Annotated in this window: 16 protein-coding genes; 13 read left to right on the top strand and 3 right to left on the bottom strand. The window is 71.6% G+C overall.

Translation table 11 applies throughout. The features are described from left to right. From CCN39_RS13235 to CCN39_RS13190, 10 genes are all read left to right on the top strand, one after another. On the top strand, positions 1–810 hold an 810-nt coding region (locus CCN39_RS13235; protein WP_244210765.1), incomplete at its 5' end, for an ABC transporter substrate-binding protein. Then, positions 807–1,751, top strand: coding sequence for an ABC transporter permease (locus CCN39_RS13230; protein WP_086841788.1), 945 nt, complete (start codon positions 807–809; stop codon positions 1,749–1,751). The genes CCN39_RS13235 and CCN39_RS13230, both read left to right, overlap by 4 nt. Further along, positions 1,751–2,557, top strand: coding sequence for an ABC transporter permease (locus CCN39_RS13225; RefSeq protein WP_167455068.1), 807 nt, complete (start codon positions 1,751–1,753; stop codon positions 2,555–2,557). The genes CCN39_RS13230 and CCN39_RS13225 overlap by 1 nt, the downstream gene beginning before the upstream one ends. Then, positions 2,554–3,285, top strand: a complete 732-nt coding sequence (locus CCN39_RS13220; RefSeq protein WP_086841784.1) for an ATP-binding cassette domain-containing protein — start codon at positions 2,554–2,556, stop codon at positions 3,283–3,285. Before CCN39_RS13225 ends, CCN39_RS13220 begins: the two co-directional genes overlap by 4 nt. Further along, positions 3,282–4,052, top strand: coding sequence for an ABC transporter ATP-binding protein (locus CCN39_RS13215; RefSeq protein WP_086841782.1), 771 nt, complete (start codon positions 3,282–3,284; stop codon positions 4,050–4,052). The genes CCN39_RS13220 and CCN39_RS13215 overlap by 4 nt, the downstream gene beginning before the upstream one ends. Continuing rightward, positions 4,045–5,457, top strand: a complete 1,413-nt coding sequence (locus CCN39_RS13210) for an aldehyde dehydrogenase family protein (protein WP_086841780.1) — start codon at positions 4,045–4,047, stop codon at positions 5,455–5,457. Before CCN39_RS13215 ends, CCN39_RS13210 begins: the two co-directional genes overlap by 8 nt. Then, positions 5,454–6,209 carry an SDR family NAD(P)-dependent oxidoreductase gene (locus CCN39_RS13205; RefSeq protein WP_086841778.1) on the top strand — a complete coding sequence of 252 codons (756 nt, stop codon included), beginning with the start codon at positions 5,454–5,456 and terminating at the stop codon, positions 6,207–6,209. The genes CCN39_RS13210 and CCN39_RS13205 overlap by 4 nt, the downstream gene beginning before the upstream one ends. Positions 6,210–6,218: 9 nt before the next feature. Continuing rightward, positions 6,219–7,604 carry an amidase gene (locus CCN39_RS13200; RefSeq protein ID WP_086841776.1) on the top strand — a complete coding sequence of 462 codons (1,386 nt, stop codon included), beginning with the start codon at positions 6,219–6,221 and terminating at the stop codon, positions 7,602–7,604. Between the two features lie 79 nt (positions 7,605–7,683). Next, positions 7,684–8,205 carry an RNA polymerase sigma factor gene (locus tag CCN39_RS13195; RefSeq protein ID WP_086841774.1) on the top strand — a complete coding sequence of 174 codons (522 nt, stop codon included), beginning with the start codon at positions 7,684–7,686 and terminating at the stop codon, positions 8,203–8,205. Next, positions 8,198–9,067, top strand: a complete 870-nt coding sequence (locus CCN39_RS13190) for a CU044_5270 family protein (RefSeq protein ID WP_086841772.1) — start codon at positions 8,198–8,200, stop codon at positions 9,065–9,067. The genes CCN39_RS13195 and CCN39_RS13190 overlap by 8 nt, the downstream gene beginning before the upstream one ends. 39 nt (positions 9,068–9,106) lie before the next feature. On the opposite strand, the gene CCN39_RS13185 is transcribed toward CCN39_RS13190, so the two are convergent. Further along, positions 9,107–9,964 (bottom strand): HpcH/HpaI aldolase/citrate lyase family protein, encoded by an 858-nt coding sequence (locus CCN39_RS13185; protein WP_086841770.1) that lies wholly within the window; start codon positions 9,962–9,964, stop codon positions 9,107–9,109. Next, entirely contained in the window at positions 9,961–11,031 is a 1,071-nt protein-coding gene (locus tag CCN39_RS13180) for an HpcH/HpaI aldolase/citrate lyase family protein (protein ID WP_086841768.1), read from the bottom strand. Before CCN39_RS13180 ends, CCN39_RS13185 begins: the two co-directional genes overlap by 4 nt. A 422-nt stretch (positions 11,032–11,453) precedes the next feature. Between CCN39_RS13180 and CCN39_RS13175 the strand changes: the two genes are divergently transcribed. The 3 genes from CCN39_RS13175 to CCN39_RS13165 are packed head-to-tail and all read left to right on the top strand — an operon-like array spanning position 11,454 to position 13,712. Further along, on the top strand, positions 11,454–12,104 hold the full coding sequence (locus CCN39_RS13175; protein WP_086841766.1) for a hypothetical protein: 651 nt from the start codon (positions 11,454–11,456) through the stop codon (positions 12,102–12,104). Positions 12,105–12,114: 10 nt separating this feature from the next. Continuing rightward, the gene (locus tag CCN39_RS13170) at positions 12,115–12,765 is read left to right on the top strand and encodes an SDR family oxidoreductase (protein ID WP_086841764.1); all 651 of its coding nucleotides are present in this window, start codon (positions 12,115–12,117) and stop codon (positions 12,763–12,765) included. Next, entirely contained in the window at positions 12,762–13,712 is a 951-nt protein-coding gene (locus CCN39_RS13165) for a ribose-phosphate diphosphokinase (RefSeq protein ID WP_086841762.1), read from the top strand. Before CCN39_RS13170 ends, CCN39_RS13165 begins: the two co-directional genes overlap by 4 nt. Here CCN39_RS13165 and CCN39_RS13160 read toward each other — a convergent pair. After that, positions 13,709–14,457: D-arabinono-1,4-lactone oxidase (locus tag CCN39_RS13160; protein ID WP_279629575.1), on the bottom strand; the 749-nt coding region annotated here is incomplete at its 5' end. The genes CCN39_RS13165 and CCN39_RS13160 overlap by 4 nt on opposite strands.

The raw sequence follows: 14,457 nt of genomic DNA, 5'->3' as shown, positions 1-14,457 counted from the left end.
CTGAACAACGCGTTGTTCAGCAACGGCATCGACGTCATCTCCGCGATCACCGCGCCCGACTCGATCCCGCAGTTCCAGGCCGACGACCGGTTCCGGGTCGTCCAGGGCACGACGAACTCCGAAGTCACCCTCGCCATGAACAACGCGCGGGCGCCGCTCGACGACGTCCGGGTGCGCCAGGCCCTGACGTACGCGATCGACCGGAAGGCGTTGCTGGACACGGCGTGGGCGGGCCGCGGCACGTTGATCGGGAGCATGGTCCCGCCGACCGACCCCTGGTACGAGAACCTTTCGAACGTCCACCGGTTCGATCCCGCGCGGGCCGAGGCGCTGCTGTCCGAAGCCGGCGCGACGAACTTGAACCTGCGGCTGCGGATCCCGAACCTGCCGTACGCGGTGTCGGCCGCGCAGGTCGTCCAGTCGCAGCTCGCCGACGTCGGCGTCCGGACCACGATCGAGCCCCTCGACTTCCCGGCGGTGTGGCTCAAGCAGGTGTTCACCGACCACGACTACGACCTGTCGATCATCCAGCACGTCGAAGCCCGGGACATCACGACGTTCGGAAAGCCGAAGTACTACTGGGGCTACGACAGCAAGCGTGTCCAGCAGCTGCTCGCCGAGGCCGACAGCGGGACGCCGGAGCAGCAGGTCGCGGACATGAAGCAGGTGGCGCGGCAACTGAACGCGGACGCGGCCGCGGACTGGCTGTTCCTGTTCCCCAACGTCATCGTCGCGAAGGCCAAGGTGGGCGGATTCGTCCAGAACCAGGTCAGCGAGTCCTTCGACCTCACCGGGCTGGCGCCGCGATGACGGCCAGGGTGCTGCGCCGGGTGGCGATCTTCGTGGTCAGCGTGCTGGCCGCGTCGATCGTGGTGTTCCTGTTCATGGCGGTGCTGCCGGGCGATCCGGCGCAGGTCGCGCTCGGCGTCAACGCGACGCCGGAGCTGCTGGCCAAGACGCGCGCGGAGTTCGGCATCGACCGGCCGCTCCTCACGCAGTACTTCGACTGGATCGGCGGCGTGCTGCACGGCGACTTCGGCCGCTCGTACGTCACGCGGGACGCGATCGGCCCGCAGCTGCTCGACCGCCTCGGCGTGACGCTCTGGCTGGTCGGCGCGGGCATGCTGGTGGCACTGGTGATCGCGGTGCCGGCCGGGACGTTCGCCGCGGTGAAGCACCGGAAGGCGTCCGGCGCGGGTGTTTCCGGGCTGTCGCAGATCGGCGTCGCGATCCCCGCGTTCCTGGCCGGGATCATCCTCGTGCAGATCTTCGCGGTGCAGCTGCGCTGGCTGCCCTCGGGCGGGTGGACACCGCCGAACCAGGACTTCGGCGAGTTCTTCCGCGGGCTGGTTCTCCCGGCGTTGTCGCTGGGCCTGGTGCAGGGCGCGGTGCTCACCCGCTACGTGCGGTCCGCCGTGCTCGACACGCTCGGCCAGGACTACCTGCGCACCGCGCGGTCCAAGGGGCTGCGGCCCGGGCAGGCGTTGGTGCGCCACGGCTTGCGCAATGCGTCGGTACCCGTGGTCACCGTGCTCGGTCTCCAGCTGGCGACGCTGCTGATCGGCGCGGTCGTCGTCGAGCGCGTGTTCGTGCTGCCGGGACTGGGCTCGATGCTGCTGGACGCCGTCGGGTCCCGCGACCTGCTGACCGTGCAGGGGATCGTGCTCGTCCTGGTGGTCGGCGTGCTGCTGGTCAACTTCGTCGTCGACCTCCTCTACACCGTGCTCGACCCGCGATTGCGAGGTTCGTGATGCGCAATCTGGTCCTGGGCGGGGTGCTCGTCGGCCTGGTCGTGCTGGCCGCGGTGCTGTCCTTCGTGTGGACGCCGTTCGACCCGGTGAAGGTCGACGCGACCCACCGGCTGCTCGGCTTCACCGGCTCCCACTGGTTCGGCACCGACAAGTTCGGCCGCGACCTGCTGAGCCAGCTCATGGTCGGCGCCCGGACGACGCTGTACGTCGGAGTCGTCGCCGTCGGCATCGCGGCGGTGATCGGGACGCCGCTGGGCATCCTCGCCGGCATGTCGCCGCGGTGGCTGGGCGAGTTCGTCATGCGCGTCAACGACCTCGTGCTCGCGTTCCCCGCGCTGCTGCTGGCGATCATGTTCGGCGCGGTCTTCGGGGCGGACACGCTGACCGCGATGGTCGCGATCGGCATCGCGACGATCCCGTCGTTCGCGCGGATCGCCCGCTCCGGGACGCTGCAGGTGATGAGCACCGAGTTCGTGCTCGCCGCCCGGGCGGGCGGGCGGTCGCGGCCGAACATCGCGCTGCGGCACGTGCTGCCGAACATCTCCGGCCTGCTGATCGTGCAGGCGTCGGTGTCGTTCGCGATCGCCGTGCTCGCCGAGGCGGCCTTGTCGTTCCTCGGCTTCGGCACCCGGCCGCCGACGCCGTCGTGGGGCCGGATGCTGCAGGAATCCCAGGAACTGCTGACCGTGCAGCCGCGGCTGGCGCTGGTGCCGGGCATCGCGATCGCCGTCGCCGTCCTCGGCTTCAACCTCCTCGGCGACGGCCTGCGCGACCGCCTGGACCCCCGATTGGCGGCGCGCGTATGACGCTCTCGGTGACCGGACTCCGGGTCGACGACCTGGTCCGGAACGTCTCCTTCGAAATCGGTGCCGGTGAGCGCGTCGGCCTGATCGGGGAGTCCGGGTCCGGGAAGTCGCTGACGGCGCTGTCGATCATGGGCCTGCTGCCCGAGGACCTGCGCGCGTCGGGTTCGGTCGCCCTGCACGGGCGCGAGCTGCTGGCAATGTCCGAAAAGGACTTGTCCCGGCTGCGCGGCGACGAGCTGGCCATGGTGTTCCAGGAACCGATGACGGCGTTGAACCCGGCCATGCGCGTCGGCCGCCAGGTCACCGAGCCCGGCCGCGTCCACGGACGCCGGCACCGCGCGGAAGAACTCCTCGACGCGGTCGGCCTGCCGGGCACCGCCCGCGCGTACCCGCACCAGCTCTCCGGCGGGCAGCGGCAGCGGGTGGTGCTCGCGATGGCGCTGGCCAACGAGCCGTCGCTGCTGATCTGCGACGAGCCGACGACCGCCCTCGACGTCACCGTGCAGGCCCAGATCCTTTCGCTCATCAAGACGTCGTTGCCCGCCGAAAGCGCGTTGCTGTTCATCACGCACGACCTCGCCGTCGTGGCTTCGGTGTGCGAGCGCGTGCTGGTGATGCTGGACGGCGAGATCGTCGAAGCGGGTTCGACGCGGGAAGTCCTGACGTCGCCTTCGCACGCCTACACGCGGAAGCTGCTGGCCGCCTCGGACCTGGAGGCCCGGCGATGATCATCGAAGTCCGCGACCTCGAACGCCGGTACGCCCGCCGGGACGTCCACGCGCTGGGCGGCGTCAGCTTCGACGTCGAAGCCGGGCAGCGGTTCGGCATCGTCGGCGAGTCCGGTTCCGGCAAGTCGACGCTGGTCCGGCTGCTGGCGGCGCTCGACAAGCCGACCGCCGGCACGGTCTCGTTCCAGGGCAGGCGCATCGACCACCTGCCGGAACGCCGCCTCGGCTTCCTGCGCTCGGAACTGCAGATCGTCTTCCAGGACCCGATGGGCTCGCTCGACCCGCGGATGCGCGTGCTGGACATCGTTTCCGAACCGATCGGCCGCCGGGAACCGGACCGCGTCGCCGAGCTGCTCGCCGCCGTCGGCCTGCCCGCGGACGCGGCGGGGCGGTACCCGCACCAGTTCTCCGGCGGCCAGCGGCAGCGGATCTCGATCGCCCGCGCGCTGGCGCCGAACCCGAGCGTGCTGATCGCCGACGAGCCGGTCAGCGCCCTCGACGTCTCCGTGCGCGGCCAGATCCTCGACCTGCTCGGCTCGCTCGTGGACCAGTTCGCGCTGACGCTGATCTTCGTGTCGCACGACCTCGGCGTCGTCCGGCACGTCTGCGACCGGGTCGCGGTGATGCGCCGCGGCGAGATCGTCGAGCTCGGCGACGTGGCGCAGGTCTACGACGCGCCGGAGCACGAGTACACGCGGGAATTGCTGGCGGCCGCGCCGAACCTGCGCGCGGAGCTGGCCCGGCTGCGCGGAGGTGACGATGGCTGACTACCCCGAAGGCCTGCCGATCGGCGACGGCTGGGTGTCCACTGCGAATGTCGAAGAAATCGTTTTCCCGTACGACGGGAGCGTGATCGGCACCGCGCCGGCCGGGACGCCGTCGCTTGCGCGCCGGGCCGTCGACGAGGCTGTCGCCGTCGCGCGCGAAGTGGCTTCGCTGCCTTCGCGGGTTCGGCGTGCCTTGTTGAACGATGTCGCCGCCGCGGTGCGCTCTCGTCGCGAGGAGTTCGAGAACCTGCTCGTGCTGGAGACGGGCAAGCCCCTGGTCGACTGCCGCGTCGAGGTCGCGCGCACGATCGTCACCTGGGAAGCCGCCGCCGAAGAGGTGTCCCGGCTGCACGGCGAGACCGTGCCGCTCGACCTGCTGCCCTCGGGTGACGGGCTGGTCGGGTTCTGGAAGCGCAAGCCGATCGGTGTCGTCGTCGGCATCGCGGGCTTCAACTACCCGCTGCTGCTGGCGTCGCACAAGATCGCGCCGTCGATCGCCGCGGGCTGCCCGGTGATCGTCAAGCCCGCGCCGCAGACGCCGCTGGCGACGCTGTGGCTGGTCCACCTCGTGCGCTCGCTCGCGCCCGTGCCCGCCATGGTCCAGCTGGTCACCGGGGACGCGGCCGTGGGCGCCGCGCTGACCACCGACCGCCGCATCGGCGCGGTCTCGTTCACCGGCTCGGCCGCCGTCGGTCACCGCATCGCGCGTGCCGCGGCGCCCACGAAAACCCTCCTGGAGCTGGGCTCGAACGCGGCGCTGGTGGTGGCCGAGGACGCCGACCTCGACGCCGCCGTGGACGCCGTGCTGCGCGGCGGGTTCTACGCGTCCGGCCAGGCCTGCATCTCGGTGCAGCGGGTCCTGGTCGTCTCGCAGGTCTCCGAGGAGTTCACCGATCGCTTGCTGGCACGCCTCGACGAGGTCGTCGTCGGCGATCCGCGGGACGAGAAGACGCGCGTGTCCGCGCTGATCGACCCGGCCTCCACCGAACGCGTCGCCGCGTGGATCGAGAAGGCCGGCGGCCGCCGGGTCGGCGGGGGTGTCGACGGCACGGTGTTGCGCCCGACCGTCCTCCTCGACGTTCCGGACGGCGTCGAAGCCTGGGACGAGGAGATCTTCGGCCCGGTCGTCTGCGTGCGCACGGTGTCCGATGTGGACGAAGCGTTCGCCGCGGTGAACGCGTCCCGCTACGGGCTCCACGCCAGCGTCTACAGCAAGTCCCTGAAGACGGCGTTCCGCGCGCTGGACGAGCTCGAAGTGGGCGGGGTCGTGGTGAACGAGGTGCCCGGCTTCCGGTCGGACACCATGCCCTACGGCGGGGTGAAGGACTCCGGCATCGGCCGCGAGGGGCCGCGCTTCGCCGTCGAAGAGCTGACCGTGACGAGGATGGCGGTGCTGCGCCCGTGAACTACTCGACGTTGTTCCGGCTCGACGGGCGGCGGGCCGTCGTGCTCGGCGCGGGCGGCATCGGCCGCGAAGCCGCCCGGGCGTTGGCCGCACACGGTGCTTCCGTGGTCTGCGCCGACCGCGACCTCGAAGCCGCGCGCGAGGCGGGCGTGGGGGAGCCGTACGAACTCGACCTGCTCGAACCGGGTGCCCTGGACAAGGCCGCGTCCGACCTCGGGCCGCAGGACGTCGTGGTGCTGACCGCCGCGACGAACGTCCGCAAACGCTTGCTCGACTACACGCGGGAGGAGTTCGACCGCGTCCTCGCGCTGAACCTCGGCGTGACGTTCGAGGTCGTCCGCGTGTTCGGCGCCGACATGGTCGCGCGCGGGCGCGGCAGCATCATCGGCTTCTCGTCGATCCGCGGCACGACCGTCGAGCCCGGCCAGGGCCCGTACGCGGCGACGAAAGCCGGGCTCGTCCAGCTGTTCCGCACGGCCGCCGCGGAGTTCGGCCCGGCCGGCGTGCGGGTCAACGCGATCGCCCCCGGCGTCGTCGAGACGCCGCTGACCGCGCAGATCAAGGCGAACCCCGAGTGGTACGACGCGTACGCGGCGAAGAGCGCGTTGGGCCGCTGGGCGCGTCCGGACGAGCTCGCCGGAGCCGTCGTGTACCTCGCTTCGGACGCTTCGTCGTTCGTGACCGGCTCTGTGCTGGCGGTGGACGGCGGCTGGACCGCCGTCGACGGCCGCTTCGACCCGCCTGCCTCGTGAGGAGCGTTCATGACCGAGCTGCCTGACCTGACCGCCGTCGAACTCGTCGCGCAGTACCGCGCGAAGACGCTCTCGCCGGTCGAGGTGACCGAAGCCGTTGTCGCGCGCATCGAAGCGCGAGAGCCGGAGCTGCACGCGTTGTACGCGTACGACCCGTCAGGCGCTCGCGAAGACGCGAAGGCGTCCGAAGCTCGCTGGGCGGCCGGTGAACCGCTGGGCCCGATCGACGGCGTCCCGCTCACCATCAAGGAGAACATCGCGACCCGCGGCACGCCGGTGCCGCTCGGCACGGCGGTGACGGACCTGAAACCAGCCACCGAGGACGCCCCGGCGGCCGCCCGGGTCCGCGAGTCCGGCGGCGTCCTGCTGGCCAAGACGACCATGCCGGACTACGGGATGCTGACGTCCGGGCGGTCGAGCTTCCACACCACGGCCCGCAACCCCTGGCAGCTCTCGGCCACCCCCGGCGGGTCCAGCGCGGGGGCCGGCGCCGCGGCCGCCGCGGGGTACGGCCCGCTGCACATCGGCACGGACATCGGCGGCTCGATCCGGCTGCCCGCGGGCTGGTGCGGCCTGGCCGGGCTGAAGCCGAGCTTCGGCCGCGTGCCGGTCGTCCCGCCGTTCCTCGGCCGCGTCGCCGGCCCGATGACCCGCACGGTCGCCGACACGGCGTTGCTGATGAGCGTGCTCTCCCGCCCGGATGCGCGGGACCACCTGTGCCTGCCGCCGTCGGAGCTCGACTGGGCCTCGCTCGACCTTCCGGTGGCCGGCCTGCGCGTCGGCCTCCAGCTCGACGCCGGCGTCGGCCTCCCGGTGGACCCGGCGATCCGCGACGCCGTCACCGCGGCGGCCCGGGCCTTCGAAGCGGCGGGCGCGGTGGTCGAGCCGGTCGAGCCGTTCCTCACGCGCGCCATGCTCGAAGGTCTCGACGTCTTCTGGCGCACGCGGGCCTGGTCGGACCTGACGGACCTGCCGCCGGAGCGCCGCGCGAAGGTCCTGCCGTACATCGCCGACTGGGCGGCGGGCGGCGCGAACGCGTCCGGAGTGGACGTCTACCGCGGCTTCGCCCGGATCGACGTGATGAGCGTGGCGGCCCTGCGCGCGACCTCGGCGTTCGACGTCGTGCTGTCCCCGACCTGCCCGGTCGCGGCGCCGCCGGCGGAGTGGGCGTCCCCGACGAACGACCCGGCCCGGCCGTTCGAGCACATCCCCTTCACCGTGCCGTACAACATGTCCGGCCAGCCCGCGGTGTCGCTGAACTGCGGCTACACCGACGACGGCCGGCCGATCGGCCTCCAGGTCGCCGGCCGCCGCTTCGACGACCTCGGCGTCCTCCGCGTCGCGGCGGCGTACGAGCGGCTCCGCCCGCCGCAGCGGCCCTGGCCGGTGGGGTAGGGAAGAAGTTCCGGACCTTCGGCGAAGCAGGGGTGAAGCTGTCGCCGACGGGAAGGAACCCCATGACAGAGGCAGCCCCATGACGGCGGCTCCGGTGCTCGACAGCGAGCACTTCACCGAGGTGCACGACCACTATTTCGCGGTCATCTACCGGTACGTCGCCGGCCGCCTCGGCACCCAGGCCGCGGAGGACGTCGCCGCCGAGACGTTCCTCGTCGCCTTCGACCGCCGGAAGACGTTCGACGCCACCCGCGGCGACCTGCGTGCCTGGCTGTTCGGCATCGCGACGAACCTGGTCTCCCGGCACCGCCGCAAGGAGGCCCGCCACTACCGCGCGCTCTCGCGGCTCGACGTCCCCGTGGCCGCGGAAGGCCACGAAAACCGCGTCGTTTCGGCGATGGCGGCCGGGCAGCTGGGCAAGGCGCTGACCCGGTTGACCGCCGGCGAACGCGACGTCCTGCTGCTCGTCGCCCTCGGCGAGCTCGGCTACGCGGAAGTCGCCGAGGCACTCGGCATCTCCCCGGGCACGGTCGGCTCCCGGCTGACGCGGGCCCGCAAGAAGCTCACCCCCGTCCTCGCCCAGGAGGCCTCCGATGAATGACCTGCAGACGCTGCGAGCCGCGCTGGCACCCCGCGAAGTGCCCCAGGACGTGGTCGACCGGAGCCGGCACCGGCTGCAGAACCGGATGCTCGCGCGCCCCCGTCGCCGGGTGGCGCGCCCACTGGCGCTCGGGGCCGGACTGGTGGCCGCCGCGACCGCGGCCGCCGTCGTGGTGGCCACCCTGCCCGGCACCCCGGCGTCCTCTCCGCAGCCACAGGCCGTGGCCCCGGTCGTCACCGGCACGCAGGTCCTGCTGGCGGCGGCCACGGTGGCCGAGCACGCCCCGGACGGCACCGGCAAGTACTGGCACATCAAGACCTCGGAAACGGAGGTCTACGAGTACTGGTTCAGTGCCGACGGCCACATGTGGTTCCGCGGCGCGAAGACCGGTGGCCGGGTCCAGTCGCTGGGGGTGTTCCCGTTGCGGCTGGCCGCCACCGACGTGACCTTCGAGCAGCTCCGGACCCTGCCGACCGACGCGGCGGCGCTGCGGGACTGGCTCGTGAACGCGATCGCGCACAGCGGCGCCCGGACGAGCGCGGGCCCGCTCACCGCGGAGGAGCGGGAACGGGAGCTGTTGCTGTCGCTGGTTTCGCTGGTGTCGACCTTGCCCGCGCCGCCGGCCGTGCGGGCGACGGCCTTCCGCTCGATCGCGGCGTACCCCGGCGTCAAGGACCTCGGCCCCGTCCCCGGCGGTCGCGGCTTCCTGCTGCCCGGCGAGTACCGCCTGGTGGTCGACCCGGCGACCGGCCGCATCAACCGGACGTCGATGTACGTGAGCGCGGACGGCGCCATCTACGGGTTCGCCGGCCCGGCGGGCGCGCAGGTTGATTCCGAGTGGACGGACTCACTGCCGAAGTGAGCCGAACCGGTGGCCGGGCCTGCGCCCGGCCACCGGGGTTCAGCCCTTGACGGCCTCGGCCAGCGCCAGCACCCGCCGCGCGTTGTCGACGTGCAGGTTCTCGATCATCCGGCCGTCCACGGTGACGACCCCGCGGCCTTCCTTCTGTGCGTCCTCGAAGGCCTCGATGATCCGCCGCGACCGGTCGATCTCCTCTTCGGACGGTGCGAAGATCCGGTTGCACGGGTCCACCTGCGCCGGGTGGATCAGCGTCTTGCCGTCGAACCCGTACTGCCGGCCCTGCTCGCACTCGGCCTCGAACCCGGGCAGGTCCTTCACGTCGTTGTAGACGCCGTCGAGGATCACCTTGCCGGTCGCCCGGGCGGCCAGCAGGCACAGCGAGAGCCCGCCCAGCAGCGGCCCGCGGCCCGGGACGAACTCCGCGTGCAGCTCCTTGGCGAGGTCGTTCGTGCCCATCACCAGCACGGTCAGCCGCTCGGACGCCGCCGCGATCTCCTCGGCGTGCAGCATCGCGACCGGCGTCTCGACCATCGCCCAGATCTTCGTGTGGTCCGGCGCCCCGCCGAGCTCCAGCGCGCGCTCGATGTTGTGCACCTCGGCGGCGGAGTTCACCTTCGGGACGACCACCGCGGCCGGGCCGGCGGAGGCGGCCGCGCGCAGGTCGGCGTCGTGCCACTCGGTGTCCAGGCCGTTGACCCGGATCGTCACTTCGCGCTCGCCGTAGTTGCCCACCGCCGCGCACACGCGTTCCCGCGCGGCTTCCTTGGCGTCGGGGGAGACGGCGTCCTCGAGGTCGAGGATCAGCGCGTCCGCGGGGATCGTCTTGGCCTTCTCCAGCGCCCGCTCGTTCGCGCCGGGCATGTAGAGGACGGAACGCCTCGGCTTCACTTCGGTCATCCGAGGGCCTCCTTGGTGGCCGCGTCGTAGGCCGCGGCGAGTTCGGGGTCGTCCGCCGCGAGCGCGTCGGCCAGTTCGGCGACCACGCGGCACTGCTTCACCGACGCGTCGTCCTGCATCTTCCCGTCGATCATCACCGCGCCCGTGCCGTCGCCCATCTCGGCGATCACCCGGCGCGCCCAGGCCACATCGGACGGCGAAGGCGAGAACACCTTCTTCGCGATGTCGATCTGCACCGGGTGCAGGCTCCACGCGCCGACGCAGCCGAGCAGGAACGCGTTGCGGAACTGGTCCTCGCACGCGACGACGTCGCGGATGTCCCCGAACGGCCCGTAGTACGGCAGGATCCCGTGCATCGCGCACGCGTCCACCATCCGCGCCACCGTGTAGTGCCAGAGATCCTGCTGGTAGGTCGTCCGGCCTTCGGTGAGGTCGTCGCCGGTGGGGTCGGTGCGCACCAGGTAGCCGGGGTGCCCGCCGCCGACGCGGGTCGTCTTCATCCGGCGGCTCGCGGCCAGGTCGGCCGGGCCGAGCGAAATGCCCTGCATGCGCGGGCTCGCGCCGGCGATCTCCTCCACATTGGCCACCCCGCTCGCCGTCTCCAGGATGGCGTGCACCAGCAGCGGCTTCGTGAGGCCCGCCCGCGCTTCCAGCTGGGCCAGCAGCCGGTCGACGTAGTGGATGTCCTGCGCGCCCTCGACCTTCGGCACCATGATCACGTCGAGCTTGTCGCCGATCTCGGTGACCAGCGTGACCAGGTCGTCGAGCACCCACGGCGAGTCCAGGCTGTTGACGCGCGTCCACAGCTGCGTCTTCCCGAAGTCGTTCGCCTTGGCGATCGCGACCAGCCCGGCGCGCGCGGCCTCCTTGCGGTCGGCGCGGACGGCGTCCTCGAGGTTCCCGAGCAGGACGTCGACCTTCTTCGCGATGTCCGGCACCTTCGCCGCCATCTTCTCGTTGCCGGGGTCGAAGAAGTGGATCATCCGGGACGGCGTCACCGGGATCTCCCGCACGGGCGCGGGCGCGCCCAGGGCGAGCGGGGCGAAGAAGTCCTTCGGGGAGCGCATCGGTCCTCCACGGCGGCGGCTAAGTGACTGGTCGGTAACTTTAGTCCCGCGCGCGCGGGACCGCTGCGGTGCAAGTCACCGCCATGTGGGTGACGGCGGACATCCGCAGCTCAGGGACCCGCGTCCACTGTGGATTTTGCCGTGGTTGCGCCGGATGGGCTAGCCGGACCGGGTTTGACCGAATCCGCCCCGGGTAATCGCCCGTAGCCGGACCGTAATGCCACTCACCCCGCGATCACTCGGTTGGCCGCACCGTTCGACCGAAGTCCGATGACCGCCTACCGACCGGTCATCGACCGCTGGGCGCCGCCGATCGCAGCCACTCGCACTACCCGGCGACGCCGCGCCGCCGCGCTGTTAGACAAGTGAGGTGCCGGTTTCCCCCGGTCACGAAGCGGTGCAGGTTAGAAGGAGGCGGACTCGTGGCGGCTACACCTCAGAACACCGAGCGCTCGACGGTCGCCGGTGGCGCGAAGCGCAGCCGGTCGATGCCGAGCCGCGTGGTGCCGCCGATCGAGCTCCCCGCGAGCGTCGACGAGCTCGCCCGCGCTGCCGCCGCCCAGCTGGGCTGGAACGGCATCGTCCTCCCCGAGACCACGATCCTCGGCCGCAAGGTCTGCGTGGTCGCCAAGCTCCGCACCGACGTGCACGCCGAACGCATCGCGATGGGTGCCGGCCCGGTGGCCGACCGCGCCACCGTCGACACCTGGACCTGGCCGGAGCTGGCCGGAACCGCCCCCGCCCCGGCCGCCGAGATCGTCGGCGTCCTGGCCGTCGCGCGCCACTGGCGCACCGCGATGGCCTCCGCGGTTCCGTTCGCCCGCTACGGCGAGGCCGCGATGGTCCTCCCCTCCCCGGCGGTACTGACCGAGGACTACGTCGGCAACTGCCTGCCGCGCGCCCGCGCGTACGGCCTCGCCGTCGTGACCGCCGACCCGAACGCGGTCGTCGACCTCGACCTCGAGGGCCGCACCGAGCGCGTCGTGCTGGCCGAGGACCCGGTCTCCCGCCTGGTCAACGAGCTGGTGTACGACCACCTGCTCCGGACCGCAGAGGCGCCCGCTTCGCACTAAGGTCGGCTCCATGCGAGTCGTCATTGCTGGTGGACACGGTCAGATCGCGCTGCGGCTGGAGCGGCTGCTCGCCGCGCGCGGGGACGAGGCGGTCGGGATCATCCGGAATCCCGCCCACGCGGCGGACCTCGAAGCCGCCGGCGCCCAGGCCGTCGTGCTCGACCTGGAGAACTCCGATGTGGACGCCGTCGCCGAAGTGCTGAAGGGTGCCGACGCCGCGGTCTTCTCCGCCGGTGCGGGCCCGGGCAGCGGCACCGCCCGGAAGGACACTGTGGACCGCGGCGCCGCGGCACTGTTCGCCGAAGCAGCCGAGCGAGCCGGCGTCCGCCGGCACGTCCAGGTCGGGTCGATCGGTGCCGACAACCCGGAGAACCCCGACGTCACCGAGGAATTCCGCCACTACCTGCGCGCCAAGCGCGCGGCGGAGGACGACCTCAAGGCCCGCGACCTCGATTGGACGATCCTCCGGCCCGGCCAGCTCACCGACGACCCCGGCACCGGCCTGGTCCTGCTGGCCGAGAACACCGGCCGCGGCCCGATCCCGCGTGACGACGTCGCCGCGGTGCTCGCCGCCCTGCTCGAGGCGCCTGCTTCGGTGCACCGCACCTTGACGCTGATCTCGGGTGAGGCCGCGATCGGCGAAGCGATCTCCGCGCTGTGATCACGCAGGCATCGAGAGAGATCGCCGTCTTCAGCGGCAGCGCGCACCCCGAGCTGGCCGAAGAGATCTGCGAGCACCTCGGCGTGCCGCTGCGGCCGGTCGAGATCCAGCGGTTCGCCAACGACTGCCTCGAGGTGCAACTGCAGGCGAACTGCCGCGAACGGGACGTCTTCATCATCCAGCCGCTGGTCAAGCCGGTCCAGGAACACCTCGTCGAGCTGCTGCTGATGCTCGACGCGGCCCGCGGCGCCTCGGCGTCCCGCATCACCGCGGTCATGCCGCACTACTCGTACGCGCGCTCGGACAAGAAGGACGCGCCGCGCATCTCCATCGGCGGCCGGCTGGTCGCCGACCTGCTGGTGACGGCCGGCGCGAGCCGCGTGCTCGCGATGACCTTGCACTCGCCGCAGGTCCACGGCTTCTTCAGCGTCCCGGTGGATCACCTGCACGCGCTCCAGGAGCTGGCCAAGCACTTCCGGCAGTACGACCTTTCGCGCGCGACCGTCGTCTCACCCGACCTGGGCAACGCGAAGGAGGCGTCGCACTTCGCGCGGCTCCTCGGCGTCCAGGTCGCGGCCGGCGCGAAGGAACGCTTCCCCGACGACCGCGTCCAGATCACCTCGGTGATCGGCGAGATCACCGGCCGGGACGTGATCGTGCTCGACGACGAGATCGCCAAGGGCAGCACGGTGCTCGAACTGCTGGACAGGCTGGCCGAGCTGCAGCCGCGCTCGATCCGCGTCGCCTGCACGCACGGCCTGTTCGCGGCGAAGGCCATCGAGCGCATCGGCAGCCGGCCGGAGGTGCTGGAGATCGTCTGCACCAACACGGTCCCGGTGCCGGAGGAAGATCGCACCGAAAAACTGAAGATCCTGTCGATCGCCCCGGCGATGGCCGAGGCGATCCGCCGCATCCACAACGGCGAATCGGTCTCGGCGCTCTTCTAAGCCGGTCCGAGCACCCGGTCCAGGTGGGTGTTGCGGAAGACGCCGGTGGGGTCGGTTTCCTTGCGCACGCGCAGGAAGTCGTCGAAGTGCGGGTAGCGCGTACGGAGGACGCCGGCGTCGAGGTCGTGCATCTTGCCCCAGTGCGGGCGGCCGCCGACGGCGCCGGCGATCTTCTCGAACGCGCTGAAGTACTCGCGGTAGGGCATGCCGGTGAACTGGTGGATGGCGATGTAGGCGGAGTCGCGGCCCTGAGCCGTCGACAGCCAGATGTCGTCGGCGGCGGCGACCCGCACCTCGACCGGGAACATCACCGGGTGTTTCAGCGTCGGTACTACCGCCCGTAGTTCGGCGAGCACGTCCAGCACTGATTCACGTGGAACAGCGTATTCCGTTTCGGTGAAGCGGACATTGCGCGCGGTGACGAAGACGCGGTGCGAGAGGTCGCTGTACTCGCGGGCGCTCAGGACGTTGGAGGCGAAGCTTCCGAGCGACGGCACGAGCCTCGGCATCAGACGCCCGGTCCGGCAGAGCCCGCCGAAGGCGACGTTTTCCATGATCCGGTAGTCGACGAACTCGCGGACCTTGCTCAGCGGTCGCGCCGTGTCGGTCCGGTTGTTGCGCTTGACCAGGGCGTTCTTGCCGTAGGGGAACCAGTAGAACTCGAAGTGCTCGTTCTCGTCGGCGAACTCGTGGAAGCCTTCGAGGACCTGCTCCAGCGGCTCCGGCCGTTCCTGCGCGCGCAGGA

Origin of the sequence: Amycolatopsis kentuckyensis, assembly GCF_002155975.1 — a bacterium.
Taxonomy (GTDB): Bacteria; Actinomycetota; Actinomycetes; order Mycobacteriales; family Pseudonocardiaceae; genus Amycolatopsis; species Amycolatopsis kentuckyensis.
Note: the sequence above shows the minus strand (reverse complement) of the source record. Positions and strands in the feature narration are given on the sequence as shown.